This is a genomic window from Streptomyces rectiverticillatus (genome assembly GCF_013394065.1).
Taxonomy (GTDB): domain Bacteria; phylum Actinomycetota; class Actinomycetes; order Streptomycetales; family Streptomycetaceae; genus Streptomyces; species Streptomyces rectiverticillatus.
Map to the genome: position 1 here is coordinate 5,434,788 of NZ_CP040752.1, position 23,332 is coordinate 5,458,119.

General features: G+C 69.4%; 14 protein-coding genes, 1 tRNA gene and 2 rRNA genes. 15 read left to right on the forward strand and 2 right to left on the reverse strand.

Features of this window, described 5'->3' with window-relative positions; translation table 11 throughout:
• Positions 1-76 precede the first annotated feature (76 nt).
• From FGW37_RS23885 to FGW37_RS23900, 4 genes are all read left to right on the forward strand, one after another.
• Positions 77-3,200: ribosomal RNA gene (locus FGW37_RS23885) — 23S ribosomal RNA — on the forward strand.
• Between the two features lie 74 nt (positions 3,201-3,274).
• A 5S ribosomal RNA gene (rrf, locus tag FGW37_RS23890) occupies positions 3,275-3,391 on the forward strand.
• 116 nt (positions 3,392-3,507) lie between these two features.
• Complete coding sequence (locus tag FGW37_RS23895; RefSeq protein WP_179082915.1) at positions 3,508-4,209, forward strand: DegT/DnrJ/EryC1/StrS family aminotransferase; 702 nt, start codon at positions 3,508-3,510, stop codon at positions 4,207-4,209.
• A 77-nt stretch (positions 4,210-4,286) separates the two neighbouring features.
• Positions 4,287-4,362 (forward strand) — tRNA-Thr (locus tag FGW37_RS23900).
• Positions 4,363-4,421: 59 nt separating this feature from the next.
• On the opposite strand, the gene FGW37_RS23905 is transcribed toward FGW37_RS23900, so the two are convergent.
• Positions 4,422-7,076 (reverse strand): SpoIIE family protein phosphatase, encoded by a 2,655-nt coding sequence (locus FGW37_RS23905; RefSeq protein WP_179082916.1) that lies wholly within the window; start codon positions 7,074-7,076, stop codon positions 4,422-4,424.
• 214 nt (positions 7,077-7,290) lie between these two features.
• Between FGW37_RS23905 and FGW37_RS23910 the strand changes: the two genes are divergently transcribed.
• The 11 genes from FGW37_RS23910 to FGW37_RS23960 all read left to right on the forward strand — a co-directional run bounded on the left by FGW37_RS23910 (position 7,291) and on the right by FGW37_RS23960 (position 22,387).
• Positions 7,291-12,801 (forward strand): HAMP domain-containing protein, encoded by a 5,511-nt coding sequence (locus FGW37_RS23910; RefSeq protein ID WP_179082917.1) that lies wholly within the window; start codon positions 7,291-7,293, stop codon positions 12,799-12,801.
• A 255-nt stretch (positions 12,802-13,056) separates the two neighbouring features.
• Positions 13,057-13,743, forward strand: a complete 687-nt coding sequence (locus tag FGW37_RS23915) for a response regulator (protein ID WP_058047234.1) — start codon at positions 13,057-13,059, stop codon at positions 13,741-13,743.
• 104 nt (positions 13,744-13,847) lie between these two features.
• On the forward strand, positions 13,848-16,628 hold the full coding sequence (locus tag FGW37_RS23920) for a DNA translocase FtsK (protein ID WP_179082918.1): 2,781 nt from the start codon (positions 13,848-13,850) through the stop codon (positions 16,626-16,628).
• A 198-nt stretch (positions 16,629-16,826) separates the two neighbouring features.
• Positions 16,827-17,648, forward strand: coding sequence for a helix-turn-helix domain-containing protein (locus FGW37_RS23925; protein WP_179082919.1), 822 nt, complete (start codon positions 16,827-16,829; stop codon positions 17,646-17,648).
• Between the two features lie 128 nt (positions 17,649-17,776).
• Entirely contained in the window at positions 17,777-19,252 is a 1,476-nt protein-coding gene (rimO, locus tag FGW37_RS23930) for a 30S ribosomal protein S12 methylthiotransferase RimO (RefSeq protein ID WP_179082920.1), read from the forward strand.
• Positions 19,249-19,896: a CDP-diacylglycerol--glycerol-3-phosphate 3-phosphatidyltransferase gene (gene pgsA / locus FGW37_RS23935; protein ID WP_179082921.1), complete on the forward strand. Its 648-nt coding sequence runs from the start codon at positions 19,249-19,251 to the stop codon at positions 19,894-19,896. The genes rimO and pgsA overlap by 4 nt, the downstream gene beginning before the upstream one ends.
• On the forward strand, positions 19,893-20,441 hold the full coding sequence (locus tag FGW37_RS23940; RefSeq protein WP_179082922.1) for a CinA family protein: 549 nt from the start codon (positions 19,893-19,895) through the stop codon (positions 20,439-20,441). The genes pgsA and FGW37_RS23940 overlap by 4 nt, the downstream gene beginning before the upstream one ends.
• A gap of 94 nt (positions 20,442-20,535) precedes the next feature.
• Positions 20,536-20,910 carry a helix-turn-helix domain-containing protein gene (locus FGW37_RS23945; RefSeq protein ID WP_179082923.1) on the forward strand — a complete coding sequence of 125 codons (375 nt, stop codon included), beginning with the start codon at positions 20,536-20,538 and terminating at the stop codon, positions 20,908-20,910.
• A gap of 175 nt (positions 20,911-21,085) precedes the next feature.
• The gene (locus tag FGW37_RS23950; protein WP_179082924.1) at positions 21,086-21,556 is read left to right on the forward strand and encodes a Dps family protein; all 471 of its coding nucleotides are present in this window, start codon (positions 21,086-21,088) and stop codon (positions 21,554-21,556) included.
• A gap of 209 nt (positions 21,557-21,765) precedes the next feature.
• Positions 21,766-21,978 carry a hypothetical protein gene (locus FGW37_RS23955; RefSeq protein ID WP_168091932.1) on the forward strand — a complete coding sequence of 71 codons (213 nt, stop codon included), beginning with the start codon at positions 21,766-21,768 and terminating at the stop codon, positions 21,976-21,978.
• Between the two features lie 109 nt (positions 21,979-22,087).
• A complete protein-coding gene (locus FGW37_RS23960; RefSeq protein ID WP_179082925.1) occupies positions 22,088-22,387 on the forward strand; it encodes a hypothetical protein in 300 nt (99 codons plus the stop codon).
• A 119-nt stretch (positions 22,388-22,506) separates the two neighbouring features.
• On the opposite strand, the gene FGW37_RS23965 is transcribed toward FGW37_RS23960, so the two are convergent.
• Entirely contained in the window at positions 22,507-23,313 is an 807-nt protein-coding gene (locus tag FGW37_RS23965) for a DNA-formamidopyrimidine glycosylase family protein (protein ID WP_179082926.1), read from the reverse strand.
• Between the last annotated feature and the right edge of the window lie 19 nt (positions 23,314-23,332).

Here is a 23,332-nt window from a genome sequence, read left to right on the forward strand (position 1 = left end):
CACTCTGACCGTTTGGTTGGGGGTGATGGGTGGCTGGTCGTTGCTTGAGAACTGCACAGTGGACGCGAGCATCTGTGGCCAAGTTTTTAAGGGCGCACGGTGGATGCCTTGGCACCAGGAACCGATGAAGGACGTGGGAGGCCACGATAGGCCCCGGGGAGCTGTCAACCAAGCTTTGATCCGGGGGTGTCCGAATGGGGAAACCCGGCAGTCGTCATGGGCTGTCACCCGCTGCTGAACACATAGGCAGTGTGGAGGGAACGCGGGGAAGTGAAACATCTCAGTACCCGCAGGAAGAGAAAACAACCGTGATTCCGGGAGTAGTGGCGAGCGAAACCGGATGAGGCCAAACCGTATGCGTGTGATACCCGGCAGGGGTTGCGTATACGGGGTTGTGGGAGTTCTCTTGATCAGTCTGCCGGCTGGTCGGCGAGTCAGAAACCGTATGGATAGGCGAAGGACATGCGAAAGGTCCGGCGTAGAGGGTAAGACCCCCGTAGCTGAAATCTATACGGCTCGCTTGAGAACCACCCAAGTAGCACGGGGCCCGAGAAATCCCGTGTGAATCTGGCGGGACCACCCGTTAAGCCTAAATATTCCCTGGTGACCGATAGCGGATAGTACCGTGAGGGAATGGTGAAAAGTACCGCGGGAGCGGAGTGAAATAGTACCTGAAACCGTGTGCCTACAAGCCGTGGGAGCGTCGCGCATCGAGCTTGCTCGGTGCGTCGTGACTGCGTGCCTTTTGAAGAATGAGCCTGCGAGTTTGCGGTGTGTTGCGAGGTTAACCCGTGTGGGGAAGCCGTAGCGAAAGCGAGTCCGAATAGGGCGACCTAAGTAGCGCGCCCAAGACCCGAAGCGGAGTGATCTAGCCATGGGCAGGTTGAAGCGGAGGTAAGACTTCGTGGAGGACCGAACCCACCAGGGTTGAAAACCTGGGGGATGACCTGTGGTTAGGGGTGAAAGGCCAATCAAACTCCGTGATAGCTGGTTCTCCCCGAAATGCATTTAGGTGCAGCGTCGTGTGTTTCTTGCCGGAGGTAGAGCACTGGATAGGCGATGGGCCCTACCGGGTTACTGACCTTAGCCAAACTCCGAATGCCGGTAAGTGAGAGCGCGGCAGTGAGACTGTGGGGGATAAGCTCCATGGTCGAGAGGGAAACAGCCCAGAGCATCGACTAAGGCCCCTAAGCGTACGCTAAGTGGGAAAGGATGTGGAGTCGCAGAGACAACCAGGAGGTTGGCTTAGAAGCAGCCACCCTTGAAAGAGTGCGTAATAGCTCACTGGTCAAGTGATTCCGCGCCGACAATGTAGCGGGGCTCAAGCGTACCGCCGAAGTCGTGTCATTCCAGCATGAGGGCTAACGCCCGCTGGGATGGGTAGGGGAGCGTCGTGTGCCGGGTGAAGCAGCCGCGGAAGCGAGTTGTGGACGGTTCACGAGTGAGAATGCAGGCATGAGTAGCGATACACACGTGGGAAACGTGTGCGCCGATTGACTAAGGGTTCCTGGGTCAAGCTGATCTGCCCAGGGTAAGTCGGGACCTAAGGCGAGGCCGACAGGCGTAGTCGATGGACAACCGGTTGATATTCCGGTACCCGCTTTGAAACGCCCAATATCGAATCCATTAATGCTAAGGCCGTGAAGCCGTCCTGGATCCTTCGGGTGAAGGGGAGTGGTGGAGCCGCTGACCCAAGGTGGTAGTAGGTAAGCGATGGGGTGACGCAGGAAGGTAGTCCAGCCCGGGCGGTGGTTGTCCCGGGGTAAGGGTGTAGGCCGTGTGGTAGGCAAATCCGTCACACGTTAAGGCTGAGACCTGATGCCGAGCCGATTGTGGTGAAGTGGATGATCCTATGCTGTCGAGAAAAGCCTCTAGCGAGTTTCATGGCGGCCCGTACCCTAAACCGACTCAGGTGGTCAGGTAGAGAATACCGAGGCGTTCGGGTGAACTATGGTTAAGGAACTCGGCAAAATGCCCCCGTAACTTCGGGAGAAGGGGGGCCATTTCCGGTGATGGAATTTACTTCCTGAGCTGGGGGTGGCCGCAGAGACCAGCGAGAAGCGACTGTTTACTAAAAACACAGGTCCGTGCGAAGCCGTAAGGCGATGTATACGGACTGACGCCTGCCCGGTGCTGGAACGTTAAGGGGACCGGTTAGCTCCATTTCGGTGGGGCGAAGCTGAGAACTTAAGCGCCAGTAAACGGCGGTGGTAACTATAACCATCCTAAGGTAGCGAAATTCCTTGTCGGGTAAGTTCCGACCTGCACGAATGGCGTAACGACTTCTCGACTGTCTCAACCATAGGCCCGGTGAAATTGCACTACGAGTAAAGATGCTCGTTTCGCGCAGCAGGACGGAAAGACCCCGGGACCTTTACTATAGCTTGATATTGGTGTTCGGTTCGGCTTGTGTAGGATAGGTGGGAGACTGTGAAGCCGTGGCGCCAGCCATGGTGGAGTCGTCGTTGAAATACCACTCTGGTCGTGCTGGATGTCTAACCTCGGTCCGTGATCCGGATCAGGGACAGTGTCTGGTGGGTAGTTTAACTGGGGCGGTTGCCTCCTAAAGAGTAACGGAGGCGCCCAAAGGTTCCCTCAGCCTGGTTGGCAATCAGGTGTTGAGTGTAAGTGCACAAGGGAGCTTGACTGTGAGACCGACGGGTCGAGCAGGGACGAAAGTCGGGACTAGTGATCCGGCGGTGGCTTGTGGAAGCGCCGTCGCTCAACGGATAAAAGGTACCCCGGGGATAACAGGCTGATCTTCCCCAAGAGTCCATATCGACGGGATGGTTTGGCACCTCGATGTCGGCTCGTCGCATCCTGGGGCTGGAGTCGGTCCCAAGGGTTGGGCTGTTCGCCCATTAAAGCGGTACGCGAGCTGGGTTTAGAACGTCGTGAGACAGTTCGGTCCCTATCCGCTGCGCGCGTAGGAGTCTTGAGAAGGGCTGTCCCTAGTACGAGAGGACCGGGACGGACGAACCTCTGGTGTGCCAGTTGTCCTGCCAAGGGCATGGCTGGTTGGCTACGTTCGGGAGGGATAACCGCTGAAAGCATCTAAGCGGGAAGCCTGCTTCGAGATGAGGACTCCCACCCACTTGATGGGGTAAGGCTCCCAGTAGACGACTGGGTTGATAGGCCAGGTGTGGAAGACCGGTAACGGTTGGAGCTGACTGGTACTAATAGGCCGAGGGCTTGTCCTCAGTTGCTCGCGTCCACTGTGTAGGTTCTGAAGTAACGACCTGTGTCAACGCCGGGTTGGTTAACTTCATAGTGTTTCGGTGGTCATAGCGTTAGGGAAACGCCCGGTTACATTCCGAACCCGGAAGCTAAGCCTTTCAGCGCCGATGGTACTGCATGGGGGACCGTGTGGGAGAGTAGGACGCCGCCGAACAAATTTTAGAAAAAGCTCCGGTAGCTGAACTCAGTTCAGCTACCGGAGCTTTTTTATTTCCGCAATGAACCGCCGAGCGTCACGTCGTGTTCACGTCTCCTGGAAACCCTCCAGGCATGGGGACAGTGGAGACGCTCACGGCAGCGGGCATCGGTGCAGGTGACGAGGTCGTCGTGCCGTCGTACGCGATGGCGGACGCGGCCGAGGCGGTCCGTCGGGCCGGAGCCGTGCCCGTGTTCGCGGACATCGACCCGGAAAGCCTCTGCCTGGACCCGGACTCGGTCTCCGCGACCCTCACCCTCCGGGCGGCCGCAGTGATGCCCGTTCACCTCTTCGGCCGCCGCGCCGACCTGGCCGGTCTGCGTGCCGTCGCCGACCGGCGCGGATTGCTCGTGGTCGAGTACGAGCAGCGTGCACAGTACGAGCCGCCGGCTCCCGTGGACGAGAGCACCAGGCGGAGGTGGGCGAACGCCGCCTACCTGAACGCCAGGCTGCGGGGCGTGATGACGCCCGCCGTGACCCCGGGCGTTGAGCACAGTTACCACTCCTACGTGGTGCGCGTGCCGGGCAACGGCCGACCGGACCGCGATGCGTTCGCACGGGCACTGCGGGCCCGCGGCGTACGGTGCCACGTGCCCGTACAGACGCCCGTACACCGACTTCCCTCCTACCGGCGGGATTTGTGGCTGGCCGAGACCGAGCAGGCCGCCGACCAGTGCCTGGCGCTGCCCGTCGACGCCGCCGCCACCGAGCGGGAGCTGCACCGCGTCGTGGCCGTCTGTAATGCGCTGGGTGGGCTGGTTCCCGAGGCTGCCTGAGCAAGGAGGCTCCTGCGCGCCCGGCCCACGCGGTCAAAAGGGCGTACGAACATGGGGTATGCTTTATCTCGTTGCCGGCCCCAATAGCTCAGTCGGCAGAGCGTCTCCATGGTAAGGAGAAGGTCAACGGTTCGATTCCGTTTTGGGGCTCCACAAAAGAAGGCCCCCGCCAATTGGCGGGGGCCTTCTTCGTATTCACACCCCGACCGTCTTCACGGCAGCTCCGGCACCCGCATCGCCAGAATCGCCATGTCGTCGGACGCAGGCTCCGCGGCGAACCGCTCGACCGCTCGCAGCACCCGGGCCGCCACCGCCCCCGCCGTCAGCCCCGTACAGGTCGTCAGCAGGTCGGTGAGGCCGTCGTCGCCCAGCATGCGCGTGCCCTCGCGGCGCTCGGTCACGCCGTCCGTGACGCACAGCAGGACGTCGCCCGGTTCGAGAGTGACCGTCTGCTCGTACAACTCCAGGTCCTCCATGACGCCCAGCAGCGGCTGCGGATCGGCTGCGGCCTCCACCGTGCCGTCCTGGCGCAGGCGCAGCGGCAGGGGGTGGCCCGCGCAGACGACCTTGAGGATCGCGCTGCCGTCCTCCTGCGGCCACAGCTCGCCGTACAGGAGCGTCAGGAAGCGGCTGCGTGCGCCCTCGTCGAGGATGGCTGCGTTGAGGCGCTCCAGGACGGCCGGGCCGCCGTAGCCCTCGCGGGCGAGGAGGCGCAGGGCGTGGCGGGCGAGGCCGGTGACCGCCGCGGCCTCGGGCCCCGTGCCGCAGACGTCGCCGATGGCGAAGCCGTAGGCGCCGTCGCGGATGGGGAAGAGGTCGTAGAAGTCGCCGCCGACTTCGTTGCCCTCGCCCGCGGCGCGGTAGATGACGTCGACCTCGACGCCGGGGACGTGCAGGAGCTCCGGCGGGAGGAGGCTGCGCTGGAGGGACTGGCTGATGGCGGTGCGCTCGCTGTAGAGGCGGGCGTTGTCCAGCGCCAGGGCGGCCCGGCGGGAGAGGTCCTCGGCGAGTTCGAGGATCTCCTGGCGGAAGTGGTCGTCGGTGGGCTTGCCGAGGGTGAGCATGCCGATGACGCGGTTGCGGGCGACGAGCGGCAGGACGACGGTCTCTCCGCCGACGGCGGCGGCCGTGGCGAGGGAGGTGCTGGGAGCGGCCGCGTGGCGGTCGCTCTCGGCGATGCCGAGGGTGCGCAGGGAGCCGCGGAGCGCGGCGGCGTGGGCGGCCTCGGAGGGAGCGGTCCAGATGCGGGCGCCGGGTGTGGGGACGGGGTCCGGCGGGGCGAGCCGGCCGAGGAGGGTCTTGAGGCCGTCGATGCGGTCCTCGTCCTCGTGCAGCACGTAGGACAGCTCGGGTTCGGATGCGGGGTCGGCCACGGTGTAGACGGCGCACCAGGTGGCGAGGGTGGGCACCGTCATCTGTGCCATGAGGGCGAGGGTCTGATCGCGGTCGAGGGTGCCGGCGAGGAGGTCGGAGGCCTCGACGAGGAAGGACAGGGAGCCGCGGCGCAGGCGTTCGAGCTCGTTGAGGCGGGCGCGCTCGACGGCCAGGGCGATGCGGTCGGCGGCGAACTGCAGGCGCAGGGCCTCTTCGTTGCTGTAGCGGCCCGGGGCCTCTGCGGCGACGCCCAGGGAGCCGGTGAGGCGGCCCTCGACCTTGAGGGGGACGGTGACGACGGAGCGCATGCCGGTGTCGTTGAGGAGGGGGACGGCGCCGGGGAGGACGGCGAGGTCCTCGTGGACGGCGGGCATCCGGGCGGAGCCGTAGCGGCCGGTGCCGGCCTCGACGGGGACGCGGGCGAAGCGCTGGCGGGCGGAAGGCAGGCCGGTGGAGGCGCGGACCTCCAGCTCGGTCTCGTCGTCGGTGGCCAGCAGGAGGTAGGCGGCGTCGCCGTCGAGCATGTCGCGGGCGCGCTCGACGGTGCGCTGGAGGAGGCCGTCGAGGTCGTCGGGGGCGGGGGAGCCGATGAAGACCTCGAAGGGGTCGGTGGCGGTGCCCCGGTCGGTGGTGCCGCTGTCGGGCGCGGGCGTGCGCTGCAGGCTCTGCAGGACGGCGCGCTCCTCCTCGCGCACCAGCAGGCAGACGGTGGAGGGGGCGCCCTCGTTGTCGCGGACGCGCAGGTGGGAGGCGTAGACCGGCGTGATGCGGCCGTCGGCGCCCCTTATGCCGTAGGACCCCTCCCAGCGGGACAGGCGCAGGGCCTCGGCGATGCCGGTGGAGGTGCCGGGCGTGTGCGGCCAGGCGGCGAAGTCGGTGAGCGGCTTGCCGAGGACCTGCTCGGCGGCGAAGCCGAAGAGGGAGTCCGCGTCGTCGTTCCAGGCGGTGATGCCGCCGCTGCGGTCGAGCTGGACGACGGCGACGCGGACGCGGGCCTCGGCCACCGGCAGGGCCTCGGTGGGCAGGGCGGGGCCTGCGGAGCGGGTGCCGGCGGGGCGGTCGGGCAGGTCGAGCTGGAACCACACCTGCTTGTGGGTGGGCGTGTACTCGACGCCCCAGCGCGTGGCCAGGGCGGCGCACAGCAGCAGGCCGCGGCCTCCCTCGCGGTCGACGCCGCCGATGCGCCGTGCGGAGCTCTGCAGGGGCACCTCGCGCTCCGGATAGCGGTCGGCGACCTCGACGCGCACGCCGGTGGCGGTGCGCATGCACAGGACGTCCGCGGCGGTGCCGGCGTGGACGACGGCGTTGGTGACGAGCTCGCTGGTCAGGACGACGGCGTCGTCGATGATGTCGGGGTGGCCCCAGCCCTGGAGAGTGTCCCGGACGAAGGCGCGGGCGGAGGCGACCGAGCGTCCGACCGGCTCGAAGGTGGCGGCAGCCCGCGCGGTGATCACAGGTCTCCTCGTGTAGGTCTCGGCGATCTGCTCACCCATGTCGCAGCGCCCCTCCATTGCCCTGGCCGGATGCCAGGTTACTTACCTTCACCGCACAGGCGGAGGCCGGTGCGAACGGATTCCACCTTGGGAGTGCCGGCGGACCGTGTGCGATGCTGCCGAACTGTTATGGCCTGGCCGGGCCGGGGTGAAACACTGGGAAAGATTGAAGTGGAAGCCCGACGAGGATGATCGACCCTGCGGGAGGGACACGGTGGAGTCTGGCGCGGAGGCGCGGGGCGTGAGCACGCGCGCGAAGGGCGGACGGTCCCGGGCCAATGGGACGACGGAAGTCGACACGGCGGCCTTGACCAGGCTGCTGACGGCGCTGTCCGCCATGCGCGACGGAAACTTCCGGAAGCGGCTGACGGTCTCCGGCGACGGGGTGATGGCCGAGATCGCTGCGGTCTTCAACGAGGTCGCGGACCGCAATCTGCAGCTCACCGGGGAGCTGGCCAGGGTGCGCCGGGTCGTGGGCCGTGAGGGCAAGCTCACGGAGCGGCTGGAGGTCGGGGCCTGCGAGGGCGCCTGGGCCGCCGCGATCGACGCGTCGAACGCCCTGGTGGACGACCTGGTGCGGCCGGTGTCCGAGGTGGGCCGGGTGCTGTCTGCGGTGGCCGAGGGCGACCTGGAGCAGCGGATGGACCTGCGCTCGCAGGGGGCGGACGGGTCGGCGCATCCCCTGCGGGGCGAGTTCCTGAAGGTCGGGCGTACGGTCAACGGCCTCGTGGACCAGCTGTCGGCGTTCACCGACGAGGTGACGCGGGTGGCGAGCGAGGTGGGCACCGAGGGCAAGCTGGGCGGCCAGGCCCGGGTGCGCGGTATGTCGGGTTCGTGGAAGGACCTGACGGATTCCGTCAACACGATGGCGTCGAGGCTCACCGCTCAGGTGCGTGACATCGCTCTCGTGACGACGGCGGTCGCCAAGGGCGACCTCTCCCGCAAGGTCACGGTGCACGTGGCCGGGGAGATGCTGGAGCTGAAGAACACCGTCAACACGATGGTCGACCAGCTGTCCTCGTTCGCCTCCGAGGTCACGCGCGTGGCGCGCGAGGTGGGCACCGAGGGCGAGCTGGGGGGCCAGGCGCAGGTGCCCGGCGTCGCGGGCGTCTGGAAGGACCTCACGGACTCGGTCAACCTGATGGCGGGGAACCTGACCGCGCAGGTGCGGGGCATCGCGCAGGTGACGACGGCGGTCGCCAACGGCGATCTGTCGCAGAAGGTGACGGTCAGCGCACGGGGCGAGATCGCCCAGCTGGCCGAGACGATCAACCAGATGACGGAGACGCTGCGCACCTTCGCCGACGAGGTGACGCGGGTGGCCAGCGAGGTCGGCGCGGAGGGCCGGCTCGGCGGCCAGGCGCAGGTGCCGGGTGCGGCGGGTACGTGGAAGGACCTCACCGATTCGGTGAACACCGCGTTCCGTAACGTCACGACGCAGGTGCGGGACATCGCCCAGGTGACCACGGCCGTGGCCAACGGCGACCTGGGCCAGAAGGTGACCGTCGACGTCTCCGGCGAGATGCTGGAGCTGAAGAACACGGTCAACACGATGGTGGACCAGCTGTCCGCCTTCGGTGCCGAAGTCACGCGCGTGGCGCGGGAGATCGGTGTCGAGGGCGAGCTCGGCGGTCAGGCCGCGGTGCCGGGTGCGGCGGGTACGTGGAAGGACCTCACCGACTCGGTGAACACCGCCTTCCGCAACCTCACGGGGCAGGTGCGCAACATCGCCCAGGTGACGACTGCGGTCGCCAACGGCGATCTCTCGCAGAAGGTGACCGTCGACGTCTCCGGCGAGATGCTGCAGCTGAAGAACACCGTGAACACCATGGTCGACCAGCTCTCCTCGTTCGCCGACCAGGTCACGCGCATGGCGCGCGACGTCGGCACGGAGGGTCGGCTGGGCGGTCAGGCCCGGGTGGACGGCGTCAGCGGCACCTGGAAGGAGCTGACCGATTCGGTCAACTTCATGGCGGGCAACCTCACCTCCCAGGTGCGGCAGATCGCGCAGGTGACCACGGCGGTCGCGCGCGGCGACCTCTCCCAGAAGATCGACGTGGACGCGCGCGGCGAGATCCTGGAGCTGAAGAACACCATCAACACGATGGTCGACCAGCTCTCGGCCTTCGCCGAGCAGGTGACCCGGGTCGCCCGGGACGTCGGCACGGAGGGCCGGCTGGGCGGCCAGGCGCAGGTGCCGGGAGTGGCCGGCGTGTGGCGCGACCTCACGGACTCCGTCAACGGCATGGCGGGCAATCTGACGGCGCAGGTGCGCAACATCGCGCAGGTCGCGACGGCCGTCGCGCGCGGTGACCTGTCGCAGAAGATCGACGTGGACGCCCGGGGCGAGATCCTGGAGCTGAAGAACACCCTCAACACGATGGTGGACCAGCTGTCGTCGTTCGCCGATCAGGTCACGCGCGTGGCCCGTGAGGTGGGCACCGAGGGCATCCTGGGCGGCCAGGCCGAGGTGCAGGGCGTGTCCGGCACCTGGAAGGACCTCACCCAGTCGGTCAACTTCATGGCCAACAACCTCACTTCGCAGGTGCGCAACATCGCCGAGGTGACGACGGCCGTCGCCAAGGGCGACCTGTCGAAGAAGATCACCGTCGATGCGAAGGGCGAGATCCTCGAACTGGTCACCACCGTGAACACGATGGTGGACCAGCTCTCGGACTTCGCGGAGCAGGTGACGCGGGTGGCCCGTGAGGTGGGCACCGAGGGGCAGCTGGGCGGCCAGGCGCGGGTGCGGGACGTCACCGGCATCTGGAAGGACCTCAGCGACAACGTCAACCTGATGGCCAACAACCTCACCAGCCAGGTCCGTAACATCTCGCAGGTCGCGGCGGCGGTCGCCAACGGTGACCTGACCAAGAAGGTGACGGTCGAGGCGCGCGGCGAGGTCGCGCAGCTGGCCGACACCGTCAACACCATGGTGACGACGCTGTCGTCCTTCGCGGACGAGGTCACGCGCGTGGCGCGCGAGGTGGGCACGGACGGCATCCTGGGCGGCCAGGCGCGCGTGCCGGGCGTCAGCGGCACCTGGAAGGACCTCACGGAGTCCGTGAACGCCATGGCCTCCAACCTCACGGGCCAGGTCCGCAACATCGCGATGGTCACCACGGCCATCGCCCAGGGCGATCTCACCAAGAAGATCGACATCGATGCCCGTGGCGAGATCCTCCAGCTGAAGACGACCATCAACACGATGGTCGACCAGCTGTCGTCGTTCGCCGATCAGGTCACGCGCGTGGCCCGCGAGGTGGGTACGGAGGGCCAGCTGGGCGGCCAGGCCCGGGTGCGGGACGTGGACGGCACCTGGCGGGACCTGACCGAGTCGGTCAACGAGATGGCCGGAAACCTGACCCGCCAGGTGCGGGCCATCGCCGAGGTCGCCACCGCGGTGACCCGCGGCGATCTCAACCTCAAGATCGACGTGGATGCGGCCGGCGAGATCCTGGAGCTCCAGGACAACATCAACACGATGATCGCCAACCTCCGCGAGACCACCCTGGCCAACAAGGAGCAGGACTGGCTCAAGGGCAACGTCGCCCGGATCTCCGGCCTCCTGCAGGGCCGCCGGGACCTGGACGACGTCGCCGGGCTGATCATGAGCGAGCTGACGCCGGTGGTCTCCGCGCAGCACGGCGCGTTCTTCCTGGCCATGCCGACGGGCTCGCCGGGCGGTCAGGGCGCGGAGGACGGCCGGGACGCCTACGAGCTGCGCATGCTCGGTTCGTACGGCTACTCGATGGGCTCCATGCCCACGTCCTTCCGGCCGGGCGAGACGCTGATCGGCACCGCCGCGAAGGAGAAGCGGACCATCCTGGTGGAGAACGTCCCGCCGGGCTACCTGAAGATCGCATCCGGTCTGGGTGAGGCGCCTCCGGCGCACGTCATCGTGCTGCCGGTGCTCTTCGAGGGCCAGGTGCTCGGTGTGATCGAGCTGGCCTCGTTCCAGCCGTTCGCGCAGATCCAGAAGGACTTCCTCAACCAGATCGCCGAGATGATCGGCACCAGCGTCAACACCATCAGCGTCAACACCAAGACGGAGATGCTGCTCAAGCAGTCGCAGGAGCTGACCGAGCAACTGCGCGAGCGGTCGGCCGAGCTGGAGAACCGGCAGAAGGCGCTGGAGATCTCCAACGCGGAGCTGGAGGAGAAGTCCGAGCGGCTGGCGCGGCAGAACCGCGACATCGAGGTGAAGAACACCGAGATCGAGGAGGCCCGGCAGGTGCTGGAGGAGCGCGCCGAGCAGCTCGCGGTCTCGATGCGCTACAAGTCCGAGTTCCTCGCCAACATGTCGCACGAGCTGCGTACGCCGCTCAACTCGCTGCTCATCCTCGCGAAGCTGCTCGCCGACAACGCGGACGGCAACCTCTCTCCCAAGCAGGTGGAGTTCGCCGAGACCATCCACGGTGCGGGCTCGGACCTGCTGCAGCTGATCAACGACATCCTGGACCTGTCCAAGGTCGAGGCGGGCAAGATGGACGTCAGCCCGACCCGTATCGCGCTCGTCCAGCTGGTCGACTACGTGGAGGCCACGTTCCGGCCGCTGACGGCGGAGAAGGGGCTCGACTTCTCCGTACGGGTCTCGCCCGAGCTGCCGGCCACGCTGCACACCGACGAGCAGCGGCTGCTGCAGGTGCTGCGCAACCTCCTGTCGAACGCGGTCAAGTTCACCGACACCGGCGCGGTGGAGCTGGTCATCCGGCCGGCCGGCGGGGACGTTCCGGACACCATCCGCGAGCAGCTCCTGGAAGCGGGCTCGCTGCGCGACCCGGACGGCGAAGTGATCGCCTTCTCGGTCACCGACACCGGCATCGGCATCGCGGCCAGCAAGATGCGCGTGATCTTCGAGGCGTTCAAGCAGGCCGACGGGACGACCAGCCGCAAGTACGGCGGCACCGGCCTCGGGCTGTCGATCAGCCGGGAGATCGCCCGGCTGCTCGGCGGCGAGATCCACGCCGCGAGCGAGCCCGGCCGCGGCTCCACCTTCACCCTCTACCTGCCGCTCAACGCCGGTGAGCTGCCGCCCCAGGGCTACCCGCAGCTCGCGCCGGGCAGTCGGCCCGAGCCCGGCGCCGAGCAGGGTGGCGGTGTCGAGGACGTCACGGCCGTCGAGGCGGGCCTGCCGGTCGCGGGGACGGATGAGCCCGCGCGCGGGGCGGCCGGCCTCCTCCTGCGGCGCCAGCGGGCCGCGCAGGCGGCCGCGCAGTGGCCCGCTCCGGCCGCGCCGGGGACCCAGCCGCCGGCCGTCCCCCAGGGCGAGCCGTGGCCGACCGAGCTCCATGGTGACGCAGAGCAACCGACGGCCAAGGACTTCGGGTCCGGGTTCGGCGGGGGCTTCCACGGCGAGAAGGTGCTGATCGTCGACGACGACATCCGCAACGTCTTCGCCCTCACCAGCGTCCTGGAGCAGCACGGGCTCTCGGTGCTCTACGCGGAGAACGGCCGCGAGGGGATCGAGGTGCTGGAGCAGCACGACGACGTCGTGGTGGTCCTGATGGACATCATGATGCCGGAGATGGACGGCTACGCCACGACGGCCGCCATCCGCAGGATGCCGCAGTTCGCGGGCCTGCCCATCATCGCGCTCACCGCGAAGGCGATGAAGGGCGACCGGGAGAAGAGCATCGACGCCGGGGCGTCGGACTACGTCACCAAGCCCGTCGACACCGATCACCTGCTCACGGTGATGGAGCAATGGATGCGCGCCGAGTGAGGAGGAGCCGCACGGGCCGCCCGGACTTCGCGGGCGGCTGCTGACCGAGTGTGCGCGAGGACGTGTGGGGACCGGGGATTCGGGGAACCTTCTGGTCCCCCACTACGTTTCTGCTACGTGCACAGTGACATCGCGGTGACAGGGTGTGGCGACCGGCGGGGTGCGGCTACCATGACCGGCACAAGGACGGGCGGCGCAAGGGAGTCGTCCCCTGGGGCGGCGCCCGGTGCACTGCCGGGGCGAGGAGGACGGGCCATGGTGCAGAAGGCCAAGATCCTCCTGGTCGATGACCGGCCGGAAAATCTGCTGGCGCTGGAGGCCATCCTCTCGGCGCTCGATCAGACACTGGTACGGGCATCGTCAGGGGAGGAAGCGCTCAAGGCGCTGCTGACGGACGATTTCGCAGTGATCCTGCTGGACGTCCAGATGCCTGGCATGGATGGATTCGAGACCGCGGCGCACATCAAGCGGCGGGAGCGGACGCGGGACATCCCCATCATCTTCCTGACCGCCATCAACCACGGCCCGCACCACACCTTCCGGGGCTACGCGGCGGGTGCGGTGGACTACATCTCCAAGCCGTTCGACCCGTGGGTGCTGCGCGCCAAGGTCTCGGTCTTCGTCGAGCTGTACATGAAGAACTGCCAGTTGCGCGAGCAGGCGGCCCTGTTGCGGCTGCAGCTGGAGAACGGCCAGTCCGGGCGTACGGGCGCTGCGGCCGCCCAGGAGCCCGCGGGGCTGCTCGCCGAGCTCTCCGCCCGGCTCGCCGCCGTCGAGGAGCAGGCCGAGGCGCTCACCAAGCAGCTCGACGAGTCCGCCGACGCCGCGGCCGTCGCCACCGCCGCCCACCTCGAGCGCAAACTCACCGGCCTGCGGCGCGCGCTGGACGCCCTGGAGCCCGGGGCCGGCAGCGGAGCGAGCCCGCTGCCCGCTCCCAGCTGACTCTTTGACGCCCTGTCACCCTTGAAAATATTGGGCCGCGACACGAACGGGTGAACGCCGGGGCGCGGGTGTCCCTCGCGCCCGGCAACGGTAATCTCGGCTCCATGGCCTCACGTACGTCCGGCAAGGGTTCCCAGAGCGCGGCGGGCACCTCGAAGCAGCGTGCCGGGCGCTCCGGGGGCACCGCCAAGAAGGCAGCGCCCAGGCCCGCGGGACGGGCGCCCGCCAAGAAGGCGCCGCCCCGCAAAGCGCCCGCCAAGAAGGCCGCGGCCAAGCGGGCACCCAAGCGTGCGCCCGCTCCTGCTGGCGGCGTCCGCCGCGTGGGGCGGGGCGTGGCCCACGGCGTGGGCGCCCTTTTCCGCGGCGTCGGGCGCGGCGCGCGGGGCCTCGATCCGGCCCACCGCAAGGACGGCGTGGCGCTGCTGCTCCTGGGACTTGCCCTCATCGTGGCGGCGGGCACCTGGTCCAGCCTGGAGGGCCCCGTAGGCGACCTGGTGACCATGCTCGTCACCGGCGCCTTCGGCCGGCTCGACCTCGTCGTGCCCATACTCCTCGGCATCATCGCGGTCCGGCTCTTCCGCCACCCCGAGCGCCCCGAGGCCAACGGACGGATCGTCATCGGCCTGTCCGCGCTGGTCGTCGGCGTCCTCGGACAGGTCCACGTGGCCTGCGGGTCGCCCGGGCGGGGCGACGGCTCGCAAGCCCTGCAGGACGCGGGCGGCCTGATCGGCTGGGCCGCGTCCAAACCCCTGGTCTTCACGGTCGGCGAGGTGCTCGCCGTGCCGCTGCTGGTGCTGCTCACCGTCTTCGGCCTGCTGGTCGTCACCGCCACCCCGGTCAATGCCGTTCCGCGCCGCCTGCGGCAGCTGGGGATCCGGCTCGGGCTGATCGAGCCGCTGCCCGGGGAGTACGAGGCGGAGGACGCCGCCGGCTACGCGGAGTACGCCGAGGACTGGCGCGAGGAGCCCGCCGCGCGCCCCCGCCGCGCTGCGACGCGACGGGCCGCCGGGGCGACCGGCCCGGAGCAGGCCGAGGAGGAGGCGCTGAACAAGCGGCGCAAGCCGCGGCGCCCCGCCGGACAGCCCGTGGAGCCCCCGGCCGGCCGCGAGCCCGACGCGGTCGACATGGCGGCCGCTGCCGCCGCCTCGCTCGACGGGGCCGTCCTGCACGGCGTGCCGCCCACCCCGCTCGTCGCCGGGCTCAGCAGCGGCATCGCGCAGGACGACGGCGGGCAGCCGGGCGCCGTGCCGGGCGCGCGGGGCCGCGGCCAGGGGCCGGGCGCCGTGCAGGACCGCACCAAGGGCGTTCCCGACCTCACCCGCGGCGTGCCGGACCTCACCAAGGCCGCGCCCGCCCCCGACGCGGCGCCGGGCCTGCCCGCGCGCGCCGAGCAGCTCCAGCTCTCGGGCGACATCACCTACTCCCTGCCCACGCTCGACCTGCTGGAGCGGGGCGGGCCGGGCAAGGCGCGCAGCGCCGCGAACGACGCCATAGTGGCTGCGCTGACCACCGTCTTCTCCGAGTTCAAGGTCGACGCCGCCGTCACCGGCTTCACCCGCGGCCCGACGGTCACGCGTTACGAGGTGGAGCTGGGCCCCGCCGTCAAGGTCGAGCGCATCACCGCCCTCGCCAAGAACATCGCCTACGCCGTCGCCAGCCCGGACGTCCGCATCATCTCCCCGATCCCCGGCAAGTCCGCCGTGGGCATCGAGATCCCCAACACCGACCGGGAGATGGTCAACCTGGGTGACGTCCTGCGCCTCGCGGACGCCGCCGGGGACGACCACCCGATGCTCGTCGCGCTCGGCAAGGACGTCGAGGGCGGCTACGTGATGGCCAACCTGACGAAGATGCCGCACATCCTCGTCGCCGGCGCCACCGGCTCCGGCAAGTCCTCGTGCATCAACTGCCTCATCACCTCGCTGATGGTGCGGGCCACGCCCGACGAGGTCCGCATGGTGCTCGTCGACCCCAAGCGCGTGGAGCTGACCGCTTACGAGGGCATCCCGCACCTGATCACCCCGATCATCACCAACCCCAAGCGCGCGGCCGAGGCCCTGCAGTGGGTCGTCCGCGAGATGGACCTGCGCTACGACGACCTCGCGGCCTTCGGCTTCCGGCACATCGACGACTTCAACGCGGCCGTCCGGGCGGGCAAGGTCACTCCTCCGGAGGGCAGCGGGCGCGAGCTCTCCCCGTACCCCTATCTGCTGGTGATCGTCGACGAGCTGGCGGACCTGATGATGGTCGCCCCGCGCGACGTCGAGGACTCGATCGTGCGGATCACCCAGCTCGCCCGCGCCGCCGGCATCCACCTCGTGCTGGCCACCCAGCGCCCGTCCGTCGACGTGGTCACCGGCCTGATCAAGGCGAACGTGCCGTCCCGGCTCGCCTTCGCCACCTCCTCGCTCGCCGACAGCCGCGTCATCCTCGACCAGCCGGGCGCCGAGAAGCTGATCGGCAAGGGCGACGGCCTCTTCCTGCCCATGGGGGCGGGCAAGCCGGTCCGCATGCAGGGCGCCTTCGTCACGGAGGCCGAGGTCGCGGCCGTCGTGCAGCACTGCAAGGACCAGATGGCGCCGGTCTTCCGGGACGACGTCACCGTGGGCACGGCCAGGAAGAAGGAGATCGACGAGGACATCGGCGACGACCTGGACCTGCTGTGCCAGGCCGCGGAGCTGGTCGTCTCCACCCAGTTCGGCTCGACCTCGATGCTGCAGCGCAAACTGCGTGTGGGATTCGCGAAGGCGGGCAGACTCATGGACCTGATGGAGTCGCGGGGCATCGTGGGCCCGAGCGAGGGCTCCAAGGCCCGTGACGTCCTCGTCAAGCCCGATGAGCTGGATGCCGTGCTCGCAGTGATCCGCGGGGACGGCGGGTCCTGACGGCGCCGAAGATTCCTGCCCAACCGTTTCTCTCGGCGGCGTGTCGAGTTGAGAAAGGGGGGCGGTCCGATGTTCCACCGTCGGCGCTGCAGAGTCATCTGATGGCGTACAAAGTCCGGCTTCCCGCTTGCCCGCGGCTTTCGTATCCCCCCTAGACTGAACTCCCAGCAGGTGGCTACACGCTCGAAAGGCGCCCACGTGTCCATCGGCAACTCCTCCGCAGACGCAGAAGCAGACGACCGGCCGTCGATCGGCCGGGCTCTCCAGCAGGCCCGTATCAGCGCCGGACTGACCGTCGACGAGGTCAGCTCCACCACCCGCGTGCGCATCCCGATCCTGCACGCGATCGAACAGGACGACTTCTCGCGCTGCGGCGGAGACGTCTACGCACGTGGGCACATCCGCACCCTGGCGGTCACCGTCGGGCTCGACCCGGCCGAGCTGCTCGCGCGCTACGACGCCGAGCGCGGCGGGCGCCCCGTGCCGACCCCCGCGGCACCCGTCTTCGACGCCGAGCGCATCCGCCCCGAGCCCCGCCGGCCCAACTGGACGGCGGCGATGGTCGCCGCGATCGTGGCCGTCGTCGGCTTCGTCGGCTTCACGCTCTTCAACGGCGGCGCCAAGAGCACCAACGGCTCCGTCGCCGCGGACTCGCCCTCCGCCAAGCCCTCCGCCTCGCCGAGCCGGAAGCTGCCCTCGGGCAAGCCGGCCGACCCGAAGGCGGAGCCCTCGGGCAAGGCCATCGCCGGGGCGCCGGCCAACAAGGTCACCGTCAAGCTCGCCGCCGAGAACGGCCAGACCTGGATGTCCGCCAAGGATCACAACGGCCGGCTGCTGGAGGAGGGCGTCCTCAAGCAGGGCGATTCCAAGACCTTCACCGACAACACCCGGATCGATCTTGTTCTCGGCAACGCCGGGGCCGTTCGGCTGTTCGTGAACGGCAAGGAGGTCAAGAATGTCGGAGACAAGGGCCAAGTCCAGCGCCTCAGCTACACCAAGGGAGACCCCGTAGCGGGCTGACCTGCGGCGGAGGGCGGGCGCGGACGGCTGGGGGACGCGCCGCCGGGTGATCGTTCTCTCGTGGCCCACCGGCGCCGCCGGGAGCCTCGGCAGCGGATGGGGCTCCGGGACAAAGTAGGCTGAGCCCTATGCCCGAACGCCGTACCGTCGCTCTTGTCACACTTGGCTGCGCCCGTAACGAGGTGGACTCGGAGGAGCTGGCAGGCCGCTTGGCGGCGGATGGCTGGGACCTCGTGGAGGACGCCGCCGACGCCGATGTGGCCGTCGTCAACACCTGTGGCTTCGTCGAGGCCGCGAAGAAGGACTCCGTCGACGCCCTCCTGGAGGCCAACGACCTCAAGGACCACGGGCGCACCCAGGCCGTGGTCGCCGTCGGCTGCATGGCCGAGCGGTACGGCAACGAGCTCGCCGAGGCGCTGCCCGAGGCCGACGGCGTGCTCGGCTTCGACGACTACGCCGACATCTCCGACCGGCTCCAGACCATCCTCTCCGGCGGCGTCCACGCCTCCCACACCCCGCGCGACCGCCGCAAGCTGCTGCCGATCAGCCCCGCCGCGCGGCAGAGCGCCGACGTGGCCCTCCCGGGGCACGCCCAGGACACCCCTCCCGACGACCTGCCCGAGGGCGTGGCCCCGGCCTCCGGGCCGCGTGCGCCGCTGCGCCGCCGGCTGGAGTCCAGCCCCGTCGCGTCCGTGAAGCTTGCCTCCGGCTGCGACCGGCGGTGCTCCTTCTGCGCGATCCCCTCCTTCCGCGGCTCCTTCATCTCCCGCCGCCCCTCCGACGTGCTGGGCGAGACGCGCTGGCTCGCGGAGCAGGGCGTGAAGGAGATCATGCTGGTCTCGGAGAACAACACCTCCTACGGCAAGGACCTCGGCGACATCCGCCTGCTGGAGACGCTGCTGCCCGAGCTGGCGGCCGTCGACGGCCTGGAGCGCATCCGGGTCAGCTACCTGCAGCCCGCGGAGATGCGGCCGGGTCTGATCGACGTGCTGACCTCCACCGAGAAGGTCGCGCCCTACTTCGACCTGTCCTTCCAGCACTCGGCCCCCGGCGTGCTGCGCGCCATGCGCCGCTTCGGCGACACCGACCGCTTCCTGGAGCTGCTCGACCAGATCCGGGCCAAGGCCCCGCAGGCCGGCGCCCGCTCCAACTTCATCGTCGGCTTCCCCGGTGAGACCGAGGAGGACGTCGCTGAGCTGGAACGTTTCCTGACCGGAGCCCGCCTGGACGCCATCGGCGTCTTCGGCTACTCCGACGAGGACGGCACCGAAGCGGCCACCTACGACCACAAGCTCGACCCGGAGACGGTCGCCGAGCGCCTCGCGCACATCTCCCGGCTCGCCGAGGAGCTCACCGCGCAGCGCGCGGAGGAGCGGATCGGAGAGACCATTGAGGTGATGGTCGACCGTGTGGACGAGGAGGACGGCGTGATCGGCCGGGCCGCGCACCAGGCGCCCGAGACCGACGGCCAGGTCCTGCTCGGCACCGGCCCGGACCTCGTCCCCGGCCGTATGGTCCTGGCCAAGGTGGTGGCGAGCGAGGGTGTCGACCTCGTCGCCGAACCGCTCGGCGACGGAGGGTGTACCGAGGAGGCGGGCAGATGACCGGAGTCCCGGCCTCCGCCACCGGAGGCCATGCCCCGGCGGCAGCCGTACGGCAGGCCGGGCTGTGGAACATCGCCAACATCCTCACCATGGTGCGGCTGCTGCTCGTGCCCGGGTTCGTGCTGCTGATGCTCCACAACGGCGGCTACGACCCGGCCTGGCGCTCCTTCGCCTGGGCCGCCTTCGCCATCGCCATGATCACCGATCTCTTCGACGGTCATCTGGCCCGGACGTACAACCTGGTCACGGACTTCGGCAAGATCGCCGACCCGATCGCGGACAAGGCGATCATGGGTGCGGCTCTGATCTGCCTGTCCGCGCTGGGCGACCTGTGGTGGTGGGTCACCGGCGTGATCCTCTTCCGCGAGATCGGCATCACGCTGATGCGGTTCTGGGTGATCAAGCACGGCGTCATCCCGGCCAGCCGCGGCGGCAAGATGAAGACCCTCGCGCAGGGCGTCGCCGTCGGGATGTACATCCTGGCGCTGACCGGGGCACTGGCCACCGCTCGCTTCTGGGTGATGGCGGTGGCCGTGGTGTTGACGGTGGCCACGGGGTTCGACTACGTGAAGCAGGCCGTCGTGCTGCGCAGGGCCGGCCGGGCCGCGGCCGGCGCCGGCAACCGCGGGACCGCGTCCCGATGAGCGCGGCGGGCGGCACGTACGCCCCGGCGGCGTCGGCGGTCCTGGCCGCACTGGTGGCGCGCGGTGAGACCGTCGCCGTCGCCGAGTCGCTCACCGGAGGCCTGGTCGCGGCGGAGCTGACCGCGGCGCCCGGCGCGTCCCGCTCGGTGCGCGGGTCGGTCACGGCCTACGCCACCGAGGTCAAGGCCGCGGTACTGGGCGTGGACGGGGAACTGCTCGCCGGGCGCGGCGCCGTGGACGGCGACGTGGCCCGGCAGATGGCCCACGGCGTCCGTGCGCTGCTGGGCGCCGACTGGGGGCTCGCCACGACCGGTGTCGCCGGTCCCGAACCCCAGGACGGCAAGCCCGTCGGGACGGTCTTTGTGGCCGTCGCAGGGCCGGGGGACCGCACCCGGGTGCGTGAGCTCTCGCTGGACGGGGAGCGCTCCCGGATCCGGTCGGAGAGCGTCCGGTCGGTGCTGGAACTGCTGCTGAACGAACTGACGGAAAACGTGGGCGCAAAGGATACGGAACACAACGGGGGGAATGGATGTTTGCAGCCCTGAGTGAACACGACATAGCTCCCCGCACGGCCGGAGCCCGAGGCGGTACGGTGGGGCGTGAAGGATCCGGATTCGCGGTCCAAGGAGGGAGCCACCGATGATTCTGCTCCGTCGCCTGCTGGGTGACGTGCTGCGTCGGCAGCGCCAGCGCCAGGGCCGCACTCTGCGCGAGGTCTCCTCATCCGCCCGGGTCTCGCTCGGTTACCTCTCCGAGGTCGAGCGGGGGCAGAAAGAGGCGTCCTCCGAGCTTCTCTCCGCAATCTGCGACGCTCTGGACGTACGGATGTCCGAGGTCATGCGCGAGGTCAGCGATGAATTGTCGCTCGCCGAGCTGGCGCAGTCGGCAGCGGCGAGCGAGCCGGTACCCGCGCCGATGCGGCCGATGTTCAATGCGGTGTCCGTGACGGGCGTGCCGGGCGAGCGAGTCACGATCAAGGCTCCCGCCGAGGCCGTGGACGTGGTCGCGGCCTGACAGGCGTTTTCCGTGAAATCCCGGTCGGATCTCCGACCGGGATTTCGTGTTTCCCGGAGCCGTCCGGTCCGGGTGGATTTGCGGTGGTGTGCGATGGCGGACCGACGGGAAGGCGGATAAAAAGACGAACAACACGGAACAAACGGGCCAAACCGTTGAGATGGGGAGAACCTGGATGTCTGTCGTCAAGAGCTCGCTGTCCGAGCAGGATCGCAAGACCGTGGGGGACGCCCTCCAGGGCGCCCTGGTCGACCTGGTGGACCTCTCGCTGGTGGCCAAGCAGGTGCACTGGACCGTCGTGGGCCCCCGCTTCCGTTCGGTCCACCTGCAGTTGGACGAAGTCGTCGCGAGCGCCCGCGTGCACGCCGACACCGTCGCCGAGCGCGCCTCGGCCCTCGGCGTCGCGCCGGACGGGCGCGCCGAGACCGTCGCCAAGACCAGCGGCATCGACCCGGTCGGCGGTGGCTGGTGCAAGGACACCGAGGCCGTACAGACCCTCGTTTCCGCGCTCGGCGCGGTGATCACCCGGATGCGGGAGCGCATCCGCGCCACCGAGGAGCCGGACCCGGTCACTCAGGACCTCCTGATCGGTCTGACCGGCGACCTCGAGAAGCACCACTGGATGTTCCAGGCGGAGAACGCCTGACGACGCCGGGGAGAGACCCCCGACGGAGCGGAGACGGGATCCCCCGGGCGCCGGAGCCCGGGGGATCCGTCGTGCCGGGGCTCCGGCCTGGGGCTCCGGCCCGGGGCTCCGGTGCCGGTGCCCGGGTCCCGGTGGGCTTCCTGTGGGCTTCCGTTCCGCCGGGTCCGCCTCCGGTGGCGCCCGCGGCCCGGCCGCGCTCTCCTGGGGACATGGACGAGCACCCGGTGATCCGCTTCACGAACGAGCTGATGGTGCTCACGGACCTCGACCAGACCACGGCCGGCACCTTCGTGCGCCGGGTGTACCAGGAGGGCACCCACGAGGGCGAGCAGCGGCTGATCGTCGACCTGCACCAGCGCGACCGCAGGATCACGGAGCTGGAGCAGGAGCTGGCGCGGCTGCGGGGCGGGGACTCCGGCTGACCGCCAGCGTCGCAGGGCGCGAACGGGCGTGCAGTGCGCCGCTTCCGGCTTCCGGCGCGCTCTCCCACGCCAGGGGAAGCCGGTCTAGCGTCGGCCGAAGGAGGCAGCCATGGTCCGGCGTGATGTCTGGGGCTGCCGTCGGCCGTACGCCCTGCTGGGGCGGGTGGCGGCGCTCGTCGCCGGCGGTGTGTGGTGGTGGGCTCTGCTGAGGCTGCTCGTCCAGCCGGGGCGGTCGGGGCCCGTAGACGGGCTCGTCCTCGCCGGCGGATGGGGTCTGAGCCTGCTGCCGGTGCACTGCGGCCCCTGGAGACGGCGTGACGCCCGGGAGGGGCTCCTGGGCGCCGTGGCCGCACGGGTGGGGCGGGTGGCGTGGGCGTGCCGGCGGCGCGGCGGGGCCGGCCGGTCGTGAGGACGGCCGGGATGGTCGTGGACGGGGACGGTAGGCGTGAGGGGGCGGTATGAGTATGAGGCGGTATGGGTATGAGAGTGGATCCCGACGGAGTGCAGGGCTTCACTCGTTCGGCTTAATCATCCGGTGTGCCCGGGCGCGGGGCCGGGCTGGCAGGCGGGGCACCAGTACGTCACGCGCTCTTGACCCGGCTCCCCCTGGTCCGCCGTGCGCAGCGGTGTGCCGCAGCGGCGGCAGGGCCGCCCGGCGCGGCCGTACACCCACACCCGGTGGTCGGGGCGCGGATCGCCGGTGGTGATGCGGGCGGTGCGCGCCTTGTTGGCCTCCAGGAGCCTTCTGGCGAGGGCGGGCAGGCGCTCGGGGGCGGGGACGTCGCGGACGGGCAGCCAGGGGGAGATCCGGAGCAGGAAGCAGAGCTCCGACTTGTAGACATTGCCGATGCCGGCGAGGTTGCGCTGGTCGAGCAGGGCCTCGCCCACGGGCCGCCCCGCGTCGGCGAGCAGCCGGCGCAGCGCCTCCTCCGCATCCCAGCCGGGGCCCAGGGGATCCGGGCCCAGGTGGCCGACCACCGAGCTCTCGTCGGCGGTGCGCAGCAGCTCCAGCACGGGCAGGCGGTACCCCACGGCGGTGCGGTCGGCGGTGGCCAGCACGGCGCGGATCTGGTGCCCGGGGCCGCCGCGCCACCGCTCGCCGGCGGCGTACACGCGCCAGGCGCCGTCCATCCTCAGGTGCGAGTGCAGGGTCAGGCCGCCTTCCACGCGCGTGAGCAGGTGCTTGCCGCGGGGGAGGACCTCGGTAACGCGGCGGCCGGTGAGGTCGACGGTGGCCAGCGAGGGGACGCGCAGGTCGGAGCGGACCAGCGGGGCGCCGGCCAGGGCGCGGTCGAGCTCCCGCGCGGTGCGCCAGACGGTGTCTCCTTCGGGCATGCGCTCCTCCGTCCTTCCC

Excerpts from the sequence above, each read along its gene's own strand:
- pgsA (WP_179082921.1), top strand. The coding sequence starts at position 19,249 with ATGACCGGAGTCCCGGCCTCCGCCACCGGAGGCCATGCCCCGGCGGCA.
- FGW37_RS23895 (WP_179082915.1), top strand. The coding sequence starts at position 3,508 with ATGGGGACAGTGGAGACGCTCACGGCAGCGGGCATCGGTGCAGGTGAC.
- FGW37_RS23955 (WP_168091932.1), top strand. The coding sequence starts at position 21,766 with ATGGACGAGCACCCGGTGATCCGCTTCACGAACGAGCTGATGGTGCTC.
- FGW37_RS23965 (WP_179082926.1), bottom strand. The coding sequence starts at position 23,313 with ATGCCCGAAGGAGACACCGTCTGGCGCACCGCGCGGGAGCTCGACCGC.
- FGW37_RS23960 (WP_179082925.1), top strand. The coding sequence starts at position 22,088 with ATGGTCCGGCGTGATGTCTGGGGCTGCCGTCGGCCGTACGCCCTGCTG.
- FGW37_RS23940 (WP_179082922.1), top strand. The coding sequence starts at position 19,893 with ATGAGCGCGGCGGGCGGCACGTACGCCCCGGCGGCGTCGGCGGTCCTG.
- FGW37_RS23905 (WP_179082916.1), bottom strand. The coding sequence starts at position 7,076 with ATGGGTGAGCAGATCGCCGAGACCTACACGAGGAGACCTGTGATCACC.
- rimO (WP_179082920.1), top strand. The coding sequence starts at position 17,777 with ATGCCCGAACGCCGTACCGTCGCTCTTGTCACACTTGGCTGCGCCCGT.
- FGW37_RS23950 (WP_179082924.1), top strand. The coding sequence starts at position 21,086 with ATGTCTGTCGTCAAGAGCTCGCTGTCCGAGCAGGATCGCAAGACCGTG.
- FGW37_RS23920 (WP_179082918.1), top strand. The coding sequence starts at position 13,848 with ATGGCCTCACGTACGTCCGGCAAGGGTTCCCAGAGCGCGGCGGGCACC.
- FGW37_RS23945 (WP_179082923.1), top strand. The coding sequence starts at position 20,536 with ATGATTCTGCTCCGTCGCCTGCTGGGTGACGTGCTGCGTCGGCAGCGC.
- FGW37_RS23915 (WP_058047234.1), top strand. The coding sequence starts at position 13,057 with ATGGTGCAGAAGGCCAAGATCCTCCTGGTCGATGACCGGCCGGAAAAT.